Annotated in this window: 15 protein-coding genes and 1 pseudogene; 9 read left to right on the plus strand and 7 right to left on the minus strand. The window is 57.8% G+C overall.

All coding sequences use genetic code 11. From position 1 onward, the window contains the following. The first annotated feature begins 14 nt into the window (after positions 1–14). Positions 15–1,094 (plus strand): alpha/beta hydrolase, encoded by a 1,080-nt coding sequence (locus tag EV130_RS30730; protein ID WP_132662520.1) that lies wholly within the window; start codon positions 15–17, stop codon positions 1,092–1,094. Between the two features lie 562 nt (positions 1,095–1,656). Here EV130_RS30730 and EV130_RS30735 read toward each other — a convergent pair. After that, positions 1,657–1,923, minus strand: a complete 267-nt coding sequence (locus EV130_RS30735; RefSeq protein WP_132662521.1) for a hypothetical protein — start codon at positions 1,921–1,923, stop codon at positions 1,657–1,659. Positions 1,924–2,363: 440 nt separating this feature from the next. On the opposite strand from EV130_RS30735, the gene EV130_RS30740 reads away from it, so the two are divergent. The 5 genes from EV130_RS30740 to EV130_RS30760 all read left to right on the plus strand — a co-directional run bounded on the left by EV130_RS30740 (position 2,364) and on the right by EV130_RS30760 (position 8,646). Beyond that, positions 2,364–3,245: a helix-turn-helix domain-containing protein gene (locus EV130_RS30740; RefSeq protein ID WP_132662522.1), complete on the plus strand. Its 882-nt coding sequence runs from the start codon at positions 2,364–2,366 to the stop codon at positions 3,243–3,245. Positions 3,246–3,378: 133 nt separating this feature from the next. Beyond that, positions 3,379–4,035, plus strand: a complete 657-nt coding sequence (locus EV130_RS30745) for a 2Fe-2S iron-sulfur cluster-binding protein (RefSeq protein WP_132662523.1) — start codon at positions 3,379–3,381, stop codon at positions 4,033–4,035. A gap of 5 nt (positions 4,036–4,040) precedes the next feature. Beyond that, positions 4,041–5,027 carry an FAD binding domain-containing protein gene (locus EV130_RS30750; protein WP_132662524.1) on the plus strand — a complete coding sequence of 329 codons (987 nt, stop codon included), beginning with the start codon at positions 4,041–4,043 and terminating at the stop codon, positions 5,025–5,027. Between the two features lie 9 nt (positions 5,028–5,036). After that, entirely contained in the window at positions 5,037–7,319 is a 2,283-nt protein-coding gene (locus tag EV130_RS30755) for a xanthine dehydrogenase family protein molybdopterin-binding subunit (RefSeq protein ID WP_132662525.1), read from the plus strand. 982 nt (positions 7,320–8,301) lie between these two features. After that, positions 8,302–8,646: a hypothetical protein gene (locus EV130_RS30760; protein WP_132662526.1), complete on the plus strand. Its 345-nt coding sequence runs from the start codon at positions 8,302–8,304 to the stop codon at positions 8,644–8,646. A 398-nt stretch (positions 8,647–9,044) separates the two neighbouring features. Here the strand turns inward: EV130_RS30760 and EV130_RS30770 are convergent, their stop codons facing one another. Beyond that, on the minus strand, positions 9,045–10,619 hold the full coding sequence (locus tag EV130_RS30770) for a calcium-binding protein (RefSeq protein ID WP_132662527.1): 1,575 nt from the start codon (positions 10,617–10,619) through the stop codon (positions 9,045–9,047). A 203-nt stretch (positions 10,620–10,822) separates the two neighbouring features. After that, complete coding sequence (locus tag EV130_RS34105) at positions 10,823–11,218, minus strand: cupin domain-containing protein (RefSeq protein WP_342635863.1); 396 nt, start codon at positions 11,216–11,218, stop codon at positions 10,823–10,825. Between the two features lie 336 nt (positions 11,219–11,554). On the opposite strand from EV130_RS34105, the gene EV130_RS30775 reads away from it, so the two are divergent. Next, the gene (locus EV130_RS30775) at positions 11,555–12,049 is read left to right on the plus strand and encodes a hypothetical protein (protein WP_132662528.1); all 495 of its coding nucleotides are present in this window, start codon (positions 11,555–11,557) and stop codon (positions 12,047–12,049) included. A 380-nt stretch (positions 12,050–12,429) separates the two neighbouring features. Here EV130_RS30775 and EV130_RS32800 read toward each other — a convergent pair whose 3' ends face one another. The 4 genes and pseudogenes from EV130_RS32800 to EV130_RS30790 form a co-directional block, all read right to left on the minus strand. After that, on the minus strand, positions 12,430–12,576 hold the full coding sequence (locus tag EV130_RS32800; protein WP_165918596.1) for a hypothetical protein: 147 nt from the start codon (positions 12,574–12,576) through the stop codon (positions 12,430–12,432). Positions 12,577–12,870: 294 nt separating this feature from the next. Continuing rightward, a pseudogene (locus tag EV130_RS30780) lies at positions 12,871–13,368 on the minus strand (ParB N-terminal domain-containing protein); the annotation flags it as partial. Positions 13,369–13,644: 276 nt separating this feature from the next. Next, positions 13,645–14,190 (minus strand): hypothetical protein, encoded by a 546-nt coding sequence (locus tag EV130_RS30785; RefSeq protein ID WP_132554322.1) that lies wholly within the window; start codon positions 14,188–14,190, stop codon positions 13,645–13,647. Positions 14,191–14,478: 288 nt separating this feature from the next. Further along, a complete protein-coding gene (locus EV130_RS30790) occupies positions 14,479–15,006 on the minus strand; it encodes a hypothetical protein (protein ID WP_132662529.1) in 528 nt (175 codons plus the stop codon). 655 nt (positions 15,007–15,661) lie between these two features. On the opposite strand from EV130_RS30790, the gene EV130_RS33910 reads away from it, so the two are divergent. Together EV130_RS33910 and EV130_RS30795 are read left to right on the plus strand one after the other, a co-directional pair. Continuing rightward, positions 15,662–15,793, plus strand: a complete 132-nt coding sequence (locus EV130_RS33910) for a hypothetical protein (protein ID WP_281032215.1) — start codon at positions 15,662–15,664, stop codon at positions 15,791–15,793. A gap of 1,491 nt (positions 15,794–17,284) precedes the next feature. Continuing rightward, complete coding sequence (locus EV130_RS30795) at positions 17,285–17,617, plus strand: hypothetical protein (RefSeq protein ID WP_132662530.1); 333 nt, start codon at positions 17,285–17,287, stop codon at positions 17,615–17,617. The last annotated feature ends 200 nt before the right edge of the window (positions 17,618–17,817 follow it).

Below are 17,817 nucleotides of genomic sequence, written 5' to 3' on the forward strand. Positions count from 1 at the left end.
CAGGAGAAATGACTATGAGCAAACAAATCGCGACTGCCGACACCTGCAATACGAGCAGGCGGAGCCTGATGAAAGCGACGGGCGTCGCCGTCGCGGCGATGAGCATGATCCCGGTTGCAACAGCGACTCAGGCACTCGCCCAGACCTCCTCCTGGGACAAGGTGTTCCCGAAGAGCGACAATGTCGATCACCAGAAGGTATCGTTCAAAAATCGGTACGGCATCACATTGGCTGGAGACCTGTACCTGCCGAAGAAGCGCGGAAACGAGCCCTTGGCAGCTCTTGCCGTCGGCGGTCCTTTCGGTGCTGTGAAGGAGCAGTCTTCAGGATTGTACGCTCAGACGATGGCGGAGCGTGGATTCGTGACGCTGGCGTTCGATCCGTCCTACACCGGCGAAAGCGGTGGCGAGCCCCGCAACATCGCCTCGCCGGACATCAACACGGAGGACTTCAGTGCCGCCGTGGATTATCTGGGCCTACAGTCCGTCGTCGACCGCGAGCGGATCGGTGTCATCGGCATCTGCGGCTGGGGCGGCATGGCGCTGAACGCCGTCGCCGCAGACAAGCGCGTCAAGGCCGTCGTGGCCAGCACCATGTACGACATGACCCGGGTCATGTCGAAGGGCTACAACGACAGCGTGACGCCGGAACAGCGTGGGCAGACGCTGGTGCAACTCAGCCAGCAGCGCTGGCGGGACGCCGAGAAGGGTAACCCCGCCTATGGCCCCGTCTCACTCGAGCTGAAGGGTGGCGAGCCTCAGTTCGTCGTAGAATACGCCGACTATTACAAGACACCGCGCGGCTTCCATCCTCGGGCGGTCAACTCGAACGCATCGTGGAGCCTGACGACGCCGCTGTCGTTCATGAACATGCCGATCTTGACCTACATCGCTGAAATCTCCCCACGCCCGGTGCTCCTCATCCATGGCGAAAAGGCTCATTCGCGCTACTTCAGCGAAACCGCTTTCGCCACCGCGGCGGAGCCGAAGGAACTCATGATCATTCCGGACGCCAACCACACTGATCTCTACGACCAGATGGACAAGATTCCGTTCGACCGAATCGGCGAGTTCTTCGGCCAGCATCTGGCCTAGGCGAAATCAATCCATCACACCGGCCGTCGGCGAAAACATTCGCCGATGGCAACGTAGCGGCCAATCCTCGCCATCACCAGACGGACAGGTCATGCTCCCGGCCATAGTCGGCGCGGGCGGTTTCCAATCGCCTTTCAAACAACTCTAGTTCAGCACGCCGCAGCCCCACTTTGAATCCGATGACCACGTTGAGAGCTCGGATTTCAGTCGAGACTTTATGTCGCCCGAAACTCTTCACGAAAGCGGACTGTCCGCTACACGGCCCCATAACAGGACGTTGATTGTCTCCGCGCTCAGCCTCAACAGTTGGCGCGACCGAGGTGGTCGGCGCATAGGCTCGGATTATACCGCAATGGAGCGTTCTGTGTCCCAACCGGGTGGTAAGCGGAAGTCCAGCGTGAACGCGCGGAATAGTTGGCTTGCGGACATGAGCCGGCATCAGGTCGCGCAAGCTTGGGCGGCTGATCTTGGCGCGACCGAGACCAACGTCGGCGCTCACGCGCAGAAACGCACAGCAATCGCTGACCAACCCTTCTAACCTTGGCCAGAGAAGCAATCACCTTTACGTTTCGACCAGGATCACCAGGGACTCTGGCACCACTCCGTCGAAGGCCATCGCATCCGCGGCTTCCTTGCTCTGCATAGCTTTCATCATGGCGTCCATGTCCGGAACGTCCATAAGAACGGCCACCCGAGTGGGATTTTGTGGATCTACAAATGTTCGTATGTTGGTCACCCCGAGCGGACCAAAAAGCTCGTTGCGCTTCGGTGAGTCGAGCCAGTGCTTCGTGCCCTTTGTAATGTTATGGTGGCCAATGACTGTCGGCATTGCATCCTCCCTATCGTGACAGCGAAGGCCGGCATCAACCAAGAGTGCCAAGATCCATCCCCGTCGTTCCACGGAGCGCCGTTTTGGTTGGAGTGTCAATCATTTCGTTGAGGGGGGAGAGGGCGGTTCTTTCGGACGGTTCGACCTTGTCTGGATCCGGCGCGGGGGTCGGAAAGGGCAGTTGCTGGCGTAGGGCTGCCATTCTTGACCCGGCGGGCCAAGGTCGGCTTCGGTGAAGATTTTTCGATGCCGGCCGCGGCGCGGCGGTGGCGGCTGCAGCTCATCGATGGTCACAGATCGTTGAACATTCTTGAGCGGCTGGTGGCTGTTATGGCCAAACCGTTGTTCCTATGACTGTCGCGTGTGTCGACGACGCTCCGATGCAACGAGCTGCTGGGGCAGTCGCCAAAGTGCCAGAAGCAAGCCAACGGAGTTCAGCGATGTCATTCAGACCATTGGTTGGCGACGGACGTATCCGGGCCCGGGAAGAACAAACAGTACCGCTGCAAAGTGCGTCCTGGATCGGTTCCTCCGTCGTATTCGACAGTCGGCGCTGGGTTTGCCAGGAAGCAGAACTTCGCTGGACGGCGCCCCACCATCTGATCGTGCTGACGGACGGGGGAAGCACCTCCCGGACATCGATCCGCACCGAGGGCAAGGCTCTTTACGACGGGCAGGACCGGCCCGGGGTTCTCACTTTTGTTCCCGCGGGTGCCGAACGCATCGGGTTCTACCGCGACGTAGACCTCTGTTACTCCGCCTTGTGGATTGATCCCGAACTTGCGCTGCCGGCTTTGGAACGTCTGCGCGACATTCCAATTCTGGTAAACGGGAGCGACGCGGTCATAGGCACGCTTTTGCGATCGCTTTGCACCGAGATGTCATTCGGCCACCGGCCGGACACCGTCTATGTCGAGCATCTGGTATCCCTCGTCGGTTTGCGTATGGCTGGCTTGAGCGGGAATCGGTTCCCGACCCAGAATCGCGGCCTTGGACGCCGGACGTTCGAGCGTGTCCGCGACTACATCGAGGCCCACATCGCCTCCGATATCTCGCTGAGGGAAGTGGCAGCCATTGCCGGGATGCCGGTGGATACCTTCGCGCGTCGTTTCAAGGAGACGACCGGCCGGCCGCCCTATGCCTATATCCTCGAGGAACGCGTAAGAAGGGCGGAACTGCTGCTGCGCGATCCCAGTGTGGCGATAGGCGCGATCGCATTCCGCCTCGGTTTCTCCAGCCAGAGCCACCTCACCACAACCTTCCGCCGCCTCAAGGGCATCACCCCGCGGACATACCGACTGCACTTTTCTCCCGGATCCTGACAACGTGTCCGGTTTCTTGCAAGAAAGCGGTCTTCCACACTCCCAAGTCCCGCATGTCGAAGCAAACAAGCACGCCAGCTCGCCGGGATGGATACCCTTGCCGGTTCGAGCTGCTGTGACTGGGAGATCATTCATGGCTGAAACGGACTACTGGATTACGCGCCGGGCGGTGTTGGAAGGCGGAGCAGCGACCTGCCTTCTCGTGGCATCCGGCTTGCCCGTCGGCGCTCAGGACGCTGTCGCCACCATGGCCGCCGAGCGCGTCACGACGCCGATATCGAGAATACCGATGCGTTTCAGGATCAACGCGACGGAGCATGCCCTGGAGCTCGACGCGCGCACGACCCTGCTGGATGCCCTGCGAAACAATCTCGGCCTGACCGGCTCGAAAAAGGGTTGCGACCACGGCCAGTGTGGCGCCTGCACGGTTCTCGTGAATGGCCGACGGATCAATTCCTGCCTGTCGCTTGCAGCCCAGCATGAAGACGATGAGATCACGACAATCGAGGGACTCGCCGACGGCGAGAAATTGCATCCTGTCCAGGCCGCCTTCATCGCCCATGACGGCTTCCAGTGCGGCTATTGCACACCGGGTCAGATCTGTTCGGCCGTGGGAATGCTCGATGAAGTCAGGGCTGGCTGGCCGAGCCATGCAAGTATGGATGTGACCTCCGGGCCGGCGGCGCTTACCGAAGCAGAGATCCGCGAGCGCATGAGTGGCAATCTGTGCCGTTGCGCCGCCTATCCCAACATCGTCGCCGCCATCCGCGACGCAGCCGAAGAGGTTTGAGCCCCATGCAGCTCTTTACCTACGAGCGCGCAAGTAGCGTGAAGGAGGCAGCCGCTGCAGTGGCGGCCAAGCCTGAAGCCATGTTCATCAGCGGCGGCACCAATCTTCTCGATTTGATGAAGCTGGAGATCGAGCGGCCGACACACCTCGTCGATGTCAGTCGGCTGCCACTCGACCAAATCCAGGAGACGCCGGAGGGCGGCCTTCGGATCGGGGCACAAGTCCGCAACAGCGATCTCGCCGCCGATCCGCGGGTGCGATCTCGATATCCGATGCTTTCGCAAGCGCTTCTGGCGGGAGCGTCCGGCCAGATCCGCAACAAGGCCTCGACCGCCGGCAATCTCCTGCAGCGCACGCGCTGTCCCTATTTCTACAACCGCAATATGCCCTGCAACAAGCGCGAGCCAGGTTCGGGCTGCGCGGCCCTTGACGGCTTCAACCGGATACATGCGGTGCTTGGCGCCGGTGAGGCCTGCATCGCCGTGCACCCTTCGGACATGGCCGTGGCCATGTCCGCCCTCGACGCTCTAGTCGAAACCATCCTCCCCGACGGCACGACCCGGACGATTCCCATCGGCGACCTCCACCGGTTGCCGGGCTCGACCCCGCATATCGAGACGGCACTCAGTCACGGCGAGATGATCGCGGCTGTCACCCTGCCTCCCCCGCCACCCGGCCGGCAGCTCTACCGCAAGGTGCGCGACCGCGCTTCCTATGCCTTTGCGCTCGTCTCGATCGCGGCGGTTGTCGAAAAGAGCGGCGATCTCATACGGAGCGCGCGCGTTGCGATGGGCGGCGTTGCGCCGAAGCCGTGGCGCGCGACGGAAGCGGAATACGTGCTCGCCGGAGCGGCAGCCGCCGATCCCGCCTTTTCCGAGGCCGCCGAAAGCGCGCTCGCCGGAGCGGTGGGGCGCGGCGGCAATGATTTCAAGATCCCGCTGGCAAAACGCACGATACGGCAGACGCTCGCCGCGGCCGTCGAAGGCGCATGAGGTAAGACGATGGAAGAGACCACGACCCCGGAAAACCGTTCTTCCGAGACCCGCCTTATCGGCCAGCCGATCGCACGCGTCGACGGGCCGCTCAAAGTCACCGGCCGTGCGACCTACGCCTATGAACATGCCGTGGAAGGTGCAGCGTACGGCTGCATCCTCGGCGCGACCATCGCGAAGGGGCGTATCGTCGAGATCGACACTGCCAAAGCCGAGCGGGCCCCCGGCGTCCTTCATGTCATGACCTATCGGAACGCACCGGCCCAGCCGGAATTCGGACCAGCGGTCACGCCCACAGTGCCGGAGGTCTTCACCCGCGCGAGGCCCATGCTCAACAGCGATCGGGTTCGCTTTTACGATGAGCCGGTTGCGCTCGTCGTCGCGGAAACGTTCGAGGCGGCCCGCGTCGGCGCGGGGCTCGTCAGCGTGCGTTACGAAGAGGAGCGCGGCGCATTCGATCTTTCGGCGCGTCTCGCCGACGCCTACACGCCTAAGCGCACCAATGCCGGTTTCGAGACAGACAGCGCAATCGGAGACTTCGATGACGCCTTCGATGCCGCTCCGGTGAAAGTCGATGCGACCTACAGAACGCCCTACCAGCACCACAATCCAATGGAGCCGCATGCGACGCTTGCCGTCTGGTCGGGCGACGAGGTGACGATCTACACCTCCGCGCAAACGCTTGCCAACTTCCGCGCCGGCCTCGCCAGCACGCTCGACATTCGGCCGGAGCATATACGCATCGTCAGCCCGTTCATCGGAGGTGGTTTCGGTTCCAAGCTCATTGTTCACGCCGACACCGTCCTGGCGGCGCTCGCCGCAAGGGTGCTCAGGCGACCGGTCAAGGTCGCGCTGACACGGCAGCAGATGTTCGCCAACGCCGGTCACCGGGCGGAGATGGTTCAGCAGGTGCGCCTTGGCGCGGACTACGACGGGCGGCTGACGTCGATGGGGCATGATGTCTGGTCGGCGACATCCAGCTTCGAGGAGTTCTGCGAGCAGACTGCGGTATTCGCCCGCTCGCTCTATGCCGCACCGAACCGTTTGACCCGTCACCGGCTCGTCCCCGTCGACGTCAATCGCGGCGAATGGATGCGCTCGCCGGGCGAAGCCCCAGGCATGCTCGCCTTCGAATGTGCCGTGGATGAGCTTGCCGAACGGCTCGGCCTCGATCCGATCGAGCTCAGGATCCGGAACGAGCCTGCCAAGGACCCGGAGCGCGGCGTTCCGTTTTCAACGCGCAACCTCATCGCCTGCATGCAGGAAGGTGCGCGGCGCTTCGGCTGGGCACGCCGCAACCCGACCCCGGGCAGCATCCGCGAAGGCCGCAACCTTATCGGTTACGGTATGGCGGCGGCCATTCGGCCGAATTATATCGGCGCAACGACGGCCAGGGTGGCAATTGATGCGACTGGCCGGGTCACGGCTGAGCTCGACATGACCGATATCGGAACCGGCACCTATACCATCCTCACCCAGATCGCGGCAGAGAGCCTCGGCGTGCCCATGGCGGCGGTCAAGATCGAGCTCGGCGACAGCCGCTTCCCGCGCACGTCCGGCTCCGGCGGCTCATGGGGCGCGTCGAGTGCGGGTTCGGCACTGCACCACGCCTGCAATGCGCTTAAGGAGAGGATCACGGAGGCCGTTCGGTCCAGCGATCGTTCACCGCTCCGGGGCGCGGGCGGCGTCAAGCCGAGCTTCGTCGGCGGAGAGGTCAGGCTCGGCGACCATTCGGCAAGCCTGGCTGATCTCATCGGCAGAATTGCCCCCGACGGCATTGAGGCCACCGGCTCGGTCGCCGCCGGCCGCGACACGGAGAGCTATAGAACTTATTCCCAGCACTCCTATGGAGCGCATTTCGCGGAAGTCGCAGTCGACGCCGACACGGGCGAGATCCGCATGCGTCGGATGCTGTCGGTGATCGGCGCAGGCCGCATCCTCAACGCCAAGACAGCGCGCTCGCAAATCCTCGGCGGCATGGCCTGGGGGATCGGTGCGGCGCTGATGGAGGAAACGGTGCTCGATCCGCGCTCCGGGCATTTCGTCAACCGCGATCTCGCCGAATATCATGTCCCCGTAAACGGCGATGTCGCGGAAATGGAGGTCGTCTTCCTCGAGGAATACGATGACAAGGCCAATCCGCTTGGTGCCAAGGGGCTTGGCGAGCTCGGCGTCTTCGGCTCGGGTGCGGCGATCGCCAACGCCGTCCACAACGCCACCGGTATCCGCGTGCGGGAGTTTCCGATCACGCTCGACAAGCTGCTCCCCGACTTGCCGGTCGCCGCCATCTGACTCTGCCAACGCGATGGAGCTCTCCGGCAGGGCGCCGCGCTCTTTGCGTGATGTGCTCGCAGCGCCTCACAACGAAGGCTGCACGATCATGAATCGGAACGGCTGAGGAAAGGGGTCGCACGCAAAGCACGGCGGCCTGATCAATGAAACGATGTTGTGCCTGCTCGGCAGGCACAAAAAAGGCCGGGCAAACCCGACCTTCCTCACATCGCTTCAATTCCAGTGCCAGTACATCCGTGGTCAAAAGTCTTGAGCGACTTGCGGCCCCGCGGACGTCCTCAGACGCTCACCAGCAAGGCCGATGTGCAGTCATATAGAGGCACATTGTGTTCGTAACAAGGTGATCATTCAAGCTTGCGGCAGCGATTTTTGTTTCCGCATCAGACACGCCGCTCGAAGCGCATGTTTATCACCTTCGGCGATCTTGCCGTCCGAAGGTGTGCCGACTGCGTTCACCCGCTGCGTTGGGTAGCGCGAGGCCCTTCCTATCGTAGATGCCGCCTTCCTCAACATCTGATAATTGGCATCTTCGCTGCGGCAGATAGGCCTCTGCTCCACTGGAATGATTGTCGACCCTGGCCAGATCGTCTCCAAAGCCAGACCAGCGCGACCGCCTGCGCCAGCAATTCCAATCCGATCACGTCAAGATCGGCCGGTTCGCCGCCGAATTCGTGAAGAACTTCCGCGGGAAGCTGGGGGAGATCCGCAGGCGGTTCATCGACAATCCAGAGCAGAAAGCTCGCTGGTATCCAACGAGCCGATCTGACTGTCCGGCCAACAACTTATTCCTGAGCGCGACAATGCGTTCCGGGGTGGTTCAAGCCGTATTTGCAAAGTCCCACTAAAAATCCGTCCGGTGACCCCTTGCCCCGCTTCACACCATTCACATCTATTGATTGCATCCCAGCATTGATTGCGCTCACTCTCGCGTACTCAATGCTCGACGTAGTGTGTCCCAGCGACGTTTTGAGAACCGTGTGCCATGAATGACCCCAGCTTCCTTTCCTACAGCTCCGAAACTTCAGCTCAGCAGCTAGACGATAATTTGAAGATCGATCCGGTCTATGGATTCGAGTTGGTCGCCGGGATGGCGGACGAACTCGCATACGAAGCGACCGAAGAGGCGGCTTACAAGGCTGCACTGGCACACCGGCAAGAACTCCTTGCGCGTGATGGCCTGAAATTCAAGGAGCCGACCGCAATCTACAAAGTTTGGCTGAAGCCAATCCACGCTGCGTTGCTTCTCGATGTTATGAATTTCCCCGACGAACGCGCCGATCATCGGCTCGTCAAACGCAAACAGCGCATTGGACTGGTGACGGAATGACACCCGTTATCCGCGCAAGACCACATACAGATTGCCATGCCATCGGGCGATAGCAGCGCTGCGCTCGCCGCCGATTTCTCGGCTCTGGCCTGTCGCACGAGCTGATCAGGCTCGCGTGAAGCCCTTCGGGCATGGAAGCGCGGCACTCAACCCATTTCCAGCCTTCGCGCCTCATGCAGATGCTTGGTCAAGCTGATCGCCGTCGCGTCTTCGGCCTCACGCTGTTTACATTCAGCGGGGAAGTCGTTCCCGATCTCGCCTGCCTCGGCAAGAAGAAAGAGTGCCGCGCAACGGCGACCGCCAGCCGTTAGGAAATAGCGACCCCTCTTGTCGCCCTTCCTAACGATGAGGTTCTGCAACAGCCTGTACCCGTCGGCTCGGATGGTCGCGTCTTCCTTTCAAATAACAAAGAAATCTGCGTTGGTGAGCGCAAGCCCCACTGTCAGCGTGGCGAAGTGGAGGCCTCCACCGGCAGCGCTGCCGTTAGCATCATAATAGAGCTCACCTGTATCAGTTTCGTAGATGACGCGGTCGCTGCTGTCGCCGGCAAGCCCGGTCGTATTCGCTCGAAAGGCGGCAGAAGCAAGCGTACCCGTGCTGAGGGCCGTGAATATCGCGTTCTCCAGCCGCATCGTGTCGTTCACATTGAAGAAGTCGCCGACCTTATCGATATTCGTCGAGCCGAGTACACTGTTGAAGATAAACGTATCATTGCCTGCACCTCCGATCATAACATCGTTGCCCAGTCCGCCATTGATGAGATCGTTTCCCGCCCCGCCGGATAATGTGTTGGCATGATTGCCGCCATATATTTGGTCGTTGAATTGCGTCCCAATGACATTCGGTATGTTTTTAACTGTGTCCGTATTTCCGAACCCGTCCTTTGCAGTATCTGCCGGCAAGCCGCCCTGCGAACCATTGCCCAGCAGATTGACGATAACGCCCAAAGTACCTCCGCTCGCGGCATCCTTGCTGTAGTCGACCGTATCCGAGCCGGAATTGCCATTGAGGAAATCGTTACCCCGCCCCCCGATAAGCTTGTCGGCACCGCCGCCGCCCCGGATGATGTCATTGCCGGCCCCGCCGTTCAGAATATTGGCGAGGCCGTCGCCGGTCAGTGTGTCGGCACCGGAACCACCGGTGACGTGCTCGACGTTACGGATGGTGTCTTCGGCAACGCCGGCGACCGTAACCGTTGCATTGGTGGCGCCGTTGAGGGTCAATGCGATAGCAACTGCCTTGTCATTGTACAGAACCGTGTCGCTTCCGCTCCCACCATCGATCACGTCCTTTCCAACTCCGCCCACAATTGTATCGTTGCCAGCGGCGCCCATGAGTTTGTCATTGCCGGCGCCACCTACGAGTCTATTGGCAAGCGCATCGCCGATCAGCGTATCAGCGGACGAACCGCCAGTGACGTTCTCGACGTTGCGAACAGTGTCTTCGGCAACGCCCGCAACGGTGACGGTCGCGTTGGTGGCACCATTGAGGGTCACCACAACGGCACCGTTTTTGTCGGTATAGAGCGCCGTGTCCACGCCAGTTCCGCCATCGAGGACATCCTTGCCGCCGGCACCCTTTAGCGTATCGTTGCCAGCATAACCGCGCAGAACGTCGGCCAATGACGTCCCAGTCAGCGTGTCCGCACCGTTCAGGACCAGGCCCAAAAGCCCCTGAGTGTTATTTTGCGAAGCAAAGGAGTGGAACGTCGTAGCGGAGATACTCAAGCCGGCAATCTGCAGGGCAGTGCTGCCATTTATGACATATCGCACCGACGTAATGGTTCCACCAGTCGGTACGTCGTCCGCATTGAAAGTGAAACCACTGCCCTGAAATAGGGTGTAATTTGTCGAATTATCATAATACTTCGCTGTCGTAGACGATACTGTCGCAAAATCATAGTCGAATAGCTTTTTAACTTGAAGCGTGTCGAATCGTATCGGAACCGTAGTTCCACCATTCACAACAGCCATCTCAGCCTCCAAACCTAAGAAATATAGTAGGCTTTTTATTATATTAGGTGAAATTAAGATAGATTGCCCATTTGAGGTATCCTCCGTGCGAGGGGAAGCAGCGTATTTCGGATTAGTCCGTCATTTGACTTTTCTCGGTGCTTCGCGTGGACTGATGATAAAACGTGGCCTTCGTAACCCAGCAGCCGCTGACATCCAAAGGATCAGGTGTTGACTCTGTCGGCTAGGCTAGGTCTTTTGCAGCAACTGCTCTGACGATGGGAGCCAGCGCCGCACAGGTTCAGGGGAGCCTTCAAACGTTGCCTCGAACTTGCTGACGCGAGGGAAGCGTGTATGCGAAGGATCGCCGAGCCAACATTTCGGAGGCCATGTTTCCGATGAGCTGGAACAATAAGCGATTGACCGCTGGTTAGGATCACATCGATCCACATCTTGGTTTCCCCTGCGATCACGGAAAGGACTTCCTCCACCCAGGATGCCAATGCGTTGACGGTCCGACAGTGGTTGCGCCTCGGCGGCGCTGATGAATGAGTGTCCGCCGTCCTAAGTCTTGTAAAGGCTCCAGTCGGCGGCGATGCCGCAGTGCCATAGAAGGACATTCCGTTCTTGAATTGCTCGGTCCATCAAAATACAAGGCTTATTAATCGGGGATAACGCCATTGTAATTTGACGACTACAGTTGCTAGTCAATCCATTACAACGTACAATATTAAGTAAAATCGAGGTACGCAACTCAACTATTCTAATCATTTCACAGGATTTATCCAGAACTAAGGCAAGATCAAAATTGGATCCGATTTATACGTGTAGACCCCGGAGATCTACAATATCTCGTTATATTAACGAACTTTGGTCATAGTCGATTTAGAATATAGACAAGAACGTCTGCTTATGCCATTGCTCTAATCTGTGGAATTGTACAAAGGGGGGGACCCATGAGAGTAAAATTTTTGGCTGTCGTTGCGATGCTCATGCTCGCGGCGCCAGTTACAGCATCGGCATTCGACGACACGGTGACAGCAAGCAAAGGTACTGGCTTCGACCACCTCTTCAGCCAAGTCTTTTCTTTGGTTGCCGGGTCTTACAATTTTGGCCTAACCGTTGGGCCGCACTCAAATCCGAGTAGCAACCCGAGTGGCACCATCACGGCCACGCTGCTTGACTCCCTCAACAATGCTGTGGCCCAACTAACTGGTACCACCAGCAATGGAGCAACGGCCTCCAGCAGCTCTCTCCTGTCGCTATCAGCGGGCAATTACAAAATTGCGTGGAGTGGCGCAGCTTCAAAAGCGACCATACAGGGCGTGGCTTCGGTAAATGTTCAAGCCGTTCCAGGCCCGGAAGCCGGCGCGGGGCTCGGCGCTCTCACCATGGGTGGGATAGCGCTTTGGCTGAAGCGTCGCCGTAGAGACGAAGACTTAACCACTTAGTAAACGCACTGCGATGACTGGCCCCTTCGGGGGCCATTTTCATTGGGAGCGGCGAAATTTTTGACAGCTTGTGTCTACCACACAGCGCCAGTTTCCGGCTTTTTATCGGCGCGTTGACGTAGCGGCCATTGGCGATGTCCGTCACGTCCAGTCTTGCCGGTTGGGAACGCCTCCGACGTAATCTTCACGGAAAAACACCTTCGCTCTTCCATAGAAAACCGATCACAGATCATGACGCCGGCGGCAATATGGGCAAAACAGCCGCTTGACTGCACCTAAGGTCAGACTCATCCTGATTGCCGCGCTATATCAGACGAGCCGGCGATAGACGCGCAACGCTCTGAGCGCGGCCGGGAAGTGCCGGGTCGCCAGCGCGAGCCCTAGTCCACCCGGCCTATCTTCAGTCTCGGTGTCAATTCCTGTTGGTGATCTGCTTCGCGCTTCGGCTGCGCCGGCCGGTCTCTATCGACCATCCGCCACTCGCGCTCGAGCCTTTCAACGACACTTGCTGGAATGACTTCTGTCATGTTCTCATCCAAAGACTATTTCTCTAGGACGTTAAATAGACATACTGCAGTCGCTTGCAACTGGACTTTAATGTTAAGGTTAGCGCGCAAGGTAAACTTCGCGTGCAATAACGCTTATCTTCTGCTGCGACGACTGAATTTGAAAAACTCGGGACGCGGGCGGGCGGCCCATTCATTTTTGAGGGGTCATTGAGATCGGCGGGATCGAGGAGGGTTACGCAATAAATGCTGGTAGGGCGGTCTTTCGCTGTCGATATACCGCCTTCTCGCGCGGGCTCGTTTGGCGTCCCGCTGCTATGCCGCGGGCCGTTTGAAATATTTTCGGATATAGTCGATGTAACACTCACCGGTGAGGGTGCTCCCACCAGCGCTTGCGCATCGTCTTAGGGGGCGCCCGTAAAGAGCCGATCCTTGCCGTTTTTGAAGCAGAAGCACATTTGACCGTAAAAATTGATTATCATTTTCGATGAGGCGAACGACACCATAGACATAATCCGGAGAAAGGCCGATTTTGGACGCGATTTCCGGAACTCCGTATCCACGACCTTTCATTGCGCCGATGTCATGCAGAAGATCAGTTGAGCAGTCCTCCACGAGGCTGGCAACCAGACAATCCTCGGCATTGGCATCAACGACCAATGCAGGCACCTCCGCTTCGCCCTGCATCTTGAAGGCTTCCAGGCGACCTTGCCCGCAGATAAGGTCATAGCCTGACTCGCCATTTTCGGTCCTTCTAGCGACGGTGATAGGCCGCTTCAGTCCAATTCTGTCGATATTCGCGACAATCGACTTGAAGTGTTTCTGGTTTCTCTCTCATGGGTTCTCGATCGTGATGCGATCAATCGGAATCATCTCCACGTGTTGTGCGGGTGAGCCAACTATCAAGACATGACCGCTCAAGCTTGTTGAGAATTACCACATCGTGCATGCGCGAGATCCCGACCGTCGATTAAAGCCCGCGGCTGCCCGAGCGTCGCTCGTGACAGAATATGGCGCCGGGAGTTTTGTATGATGAGAGGCTCTGCAAGGGAGCCTCTCATCGGTCGTTGATAATAGAGGCCAGCCGAATTAAGCAGCCGCGGCACCGCTCTGACGGCGACGTGACATCCAGAACGCAACTCCCCCCATGGCGAGCGCGCCCAGGCCTGCGCCTGCCTCGGGTCCTGGAACTGCGACGGCGGTTGCCTTCAGGGAAACATTGTCGACGAGCGCGTTTTTGCTCGTGAAGCTCAGGGAATAGGTGCCGGCATCGAGATCGAGTTTCTTGGAGAACGAGCCATTGATACCGGCGGCAAGATTCGTAGACCACAAGATCGTGTTCGACGAGAGGTCCGTGATTGCGACGGACAGCTTCTTTATCGATGCGAAGTCAAAGGCGAGCTTATAGATTCCATCAGTTGCGATGGAGAAAGCTTGGATAATTGAACCAAGGCCAGAGCTTCCAATTGCCGCAGCATCGGAGCCGTTAAGGGTGCCGATATTGCTTCCGACTTCAGTCCATTTTTTGAAGTCGTTTTCAAATTTGCCGTTGTTGATTTCGTTCGTTGCCGCGTTTACCGCGGACGTGGCCGTTATGACGAGTGCTGCTGCTAATACGAAAGGTTTGATGTTCATGACTTTTGATTACCGTGTTTGGAAGGCGTAGTTATCAGACGGTTAATATTCACACACTTTAATAAATGTCTATGGCCCAACTCCGACTAATCTTGGGGTGTTCGCCCAAGAACTGGGGATAGTTCTATCTGATTAGAAAAGCCACGTCCTTACCTGCCCGTGCGGCAAAAGTGACGGAAACTCGGAATGCAATCGCCCAAACTTTAACTCGCTTGGTTCATTGCGTAGCTTCAACGACGACAAGAGGCCCCATTTCCAGGGGCCTCTACAATCATCATCAAGGCAAGCTTAAGCAGCGAGAGCTTCCTGATCCTTGCGGCGGCGTACCATCCAGATTGCCATTCCGCCCATCATCAGGGCGCTCAAGCCGGCGCCAGCTTCTGGGCCAGGAACGGCGACAGTCGGATTGCCCTGAACCGTACCACCAACAGACTGGCTGCTTCCGAAAGAAACACTCTGATTGGCGGTGTTAAAGTTCAGTTCCCCATACCAGTTGGAGACGGCGCCATCTGACTTCTTGGCTGTGAAGGTGATCGATGGCCAATCGTAGTCATCAATGTCGAGGGCGAGGCTTTTGAAGCTGTTGTAGATCGACGTGTAGCCGTTCGCGTTGAAGGCCGTGACGAAAGCGCTCCAGAAGCTCTGGGCCGTCGTAACCCTTGTCGAAAACTCGCCGTCTTGTTTGTAAGTCAGTTTCAGGTCGTCAATGGGCGAGGTGGCTGCATAAGCTGTGCTCATGCTAGATGCAGCAATCACCGCAGCCAAAGCAATTGATTTAAGGTTCATGTTATTACCCCAAGTTACGGAAAAATTCACCGCAATGCAGCAAAAGACGAAGTTTAAGAAACTGTCAACTATAAAGGACTGTCGCAGTTAACGGGCACGGCGGATTCTTAAATTGTGATGTATTGTTGCCCCTCCGATGTGACATCGCTCTCGATTAACAGCGACGAGTCTGCTTGTTTACCAATTGCGCAATGACGCCCCCGGCCCCAAAGACAGACAATCGCCAGCCAAAGTTCCACAAAGCCGCGCTTGGCTTGGCGTTCACGCAAAGCGTACAACAGCTGATCTCGGAACCGGAAGTGTGATGACGGCGTGAAAGCTTTGCAAACTGACATTAACTTCGCATTAACAATATCTGCTGTACCTTTAGTTGCGCGTCCAGTGTGTAGATACCTGTAAGATTGTGGAGGCCAACTACAGCGCAGTTCCGTTCTTGCTCAGCCTGTTCGGCTAGAAGTTTAACAATGCCGCCGAGCGTGCCATGTGCCGAACGGATATCCTGCAGCGTTCTGTGACGCAGGTGGCTGGAGGTATGTTTCAGGGGATTTCGGCGAAGTGCCTGCTGTTCCCCCAAGTGGCGAAACAATCAAGTGGTGTTTTACTATGGTGCAGACTTAACTGTATATTGACCGAAAGATCGGCCGTGCGGAGAAGCGAATCGCGCATCCGACTAGGCTTGAACGCCATGACAAGAAGATTGAAATATCTGATCCTCCTGTTCGCCCTGTCGCTCCTGATGTGGAGCGGGGTGATTTCCGGTACGCTTTGGGTTTTGAGCGATGGCACCGATTATAGTTTCACGGCTGGTACACGTTAAGGGTCATTTCGGCCGTGGTGGAGGTCAGCGCGGCACAGGCGTCCATATCAGGTTCCGAACTAAGGCGTAATGGAGGAGCAGACCCAGATGGGTTGCTTGGATGGTCGTAACCACGGGGCTCGCGATCGGATCCCGGCGGGCTTTCCTTGGCCATTTTTGGGTGATTCTAAGGATGGACCATAAACAGTAGTCTGATCATCATTTGCTAGTCTCGCAGGGGCAAAGTCCATCCGGCAGAATCAGGAAATCGGGCTTCAAGCATATTTGTTGTCTCGGGCAGCGATGTGGGGCAGGGGCATAGCCTCCCATATACCGTGGCCGCGGCCGTCCTCTTTCTTTCTGTGGTCGCCACGGATCGATGCGATGGAACTCTATTCGTGCATTGTTTTTCAACCGGCATTTACCCGCAATTAACTTCGCCCGCTATTACGCCGCATCGTCAACGCTTTGCTAGTATATCGGCACCTAGTCTTCCGCAGGCAAAGGTCCAGGAGAAGGTGATCAGATGACACTCAGGCTGAAAGCATTGTTGGCTGCCGCTACCGTGTCCGTGGGCCTCTGGGTCGCAATTATAGCCGCCGGAACCTGGTTATATGAGAGCAGTGTGGACACGACTTTCACAGCAAGTGTCCGGTGACAAACTGACATGAAGACCGCCCCGGGTCGTCGTTCTCGCGATCCTATAGCGAAAACTATCTGCTGCGAACGTCAAGATCGGGTGCGGACTCGTTGCAGACGGATTGCCAGGGCTTTGCGCGGGTCATCATCCTGGTTTCGTCGCTTACATCCTTAAGGTCGACGGCAGAACGGTCCAGGATGACGATTTCGACGGCATTTGCCTGGATCGCGAGCAATGCTGCAGTCGTTACCGGGAATACGCACCAGCGACTTTGCTGAGGTTGTCGCGCGGTCTCGCACAGCGTCGGTCACCTGGCGCAAGGTGTTTTACACTGCGATATCAGAGATGATCGGTCACTGGCTGCGGGTGCGACAACGATCACCTCAAGGATATCGACGTGACGTAGTTAACGGCAATGAATATCTGACTGTATTGAAGTTCTTCGCGGCGTGTATTTGAATAAGAAATGCCGGACGGATACCATAGGCGACGTCGGCCGCCCCGCCCAATATATACTTTGTTGTCCGACAAGCGCTCCGCATCGGGTGCGGTGATACCGTGCGGAGCGCCGGTGGATCGCGTTGCGATTGCGACACGCGCTAGAAATACCGAAACTCTGTAAAACTCAATTGAAAGCTTCCCATAGCCTTACCAAGTAAGGTTACTAACAACGAAGGATCCGGCTTGTGTGGCGGCCCGACCGAGGGCAGTCTTTGCGCTGGCCAGGTAGGCGAGCATCGTCTCGGGATGGAACAAAAAACGTCTGATCCGTAAAATTGGATCTTTCTGCTTAAAACCGCAGAAAACGAACACGTGTAGGGTCTTTATCCATGGACGAACGACCGCTATTAGGTCACACAACGGGGACAGACATGCTCAGAACGCTTCTACCAGTTCTCGCTATCGCAGCTGCAACTTTCAGCCAGCCGGCATTCGCTTTCGGTCCCGCTGCCATGGGTCGCGATCTCATGCATACGGCCTCCATCGGTCACGCAGCCGAGGATCTGCAGGTCACTCGGGTCGGTTTCGTGAGGCCCAACGTGCCGCAAGTTCTCGGTGAAGCAACGCAGGTCCAAGGTGTCGACCAGGATGTTTCGGACTACTCCCGTCAGCTCGGCACCGTTGTCAGCTTCGCATTCAGAAGCATGTTCGCTAAGACGGCGGATGCTCTGAACGCCGGCCAGTTGCTTGGGTCGCTTCGTTGAAAAACGGGTATATGAAAGAATGCTGAGCCCGCCGGCGTTCGACAGTGCCTGAACGGGCCGAAGCGGCGGGCCAAATGGTGAAAATTTCGGCGCGCGCTATGCGCGCTCGGTCTTCTTGCCGACGGCAAAGTGGCTGAAGCCGTGGCGCGTGATTTCGGCGACGGGATAGATATTGCGCAGGTCGACGACGACCGGGTTGT

This window comes from Rhizobium azibense, from assembly GCF_004342325.1.
Classification (GTDB): Bacteria; Pseudomonadota; Alphaproteobacteria; order Rhizobiales; family Rhizobiaceae; genus Rhizobium; species Rhizobium etli_B.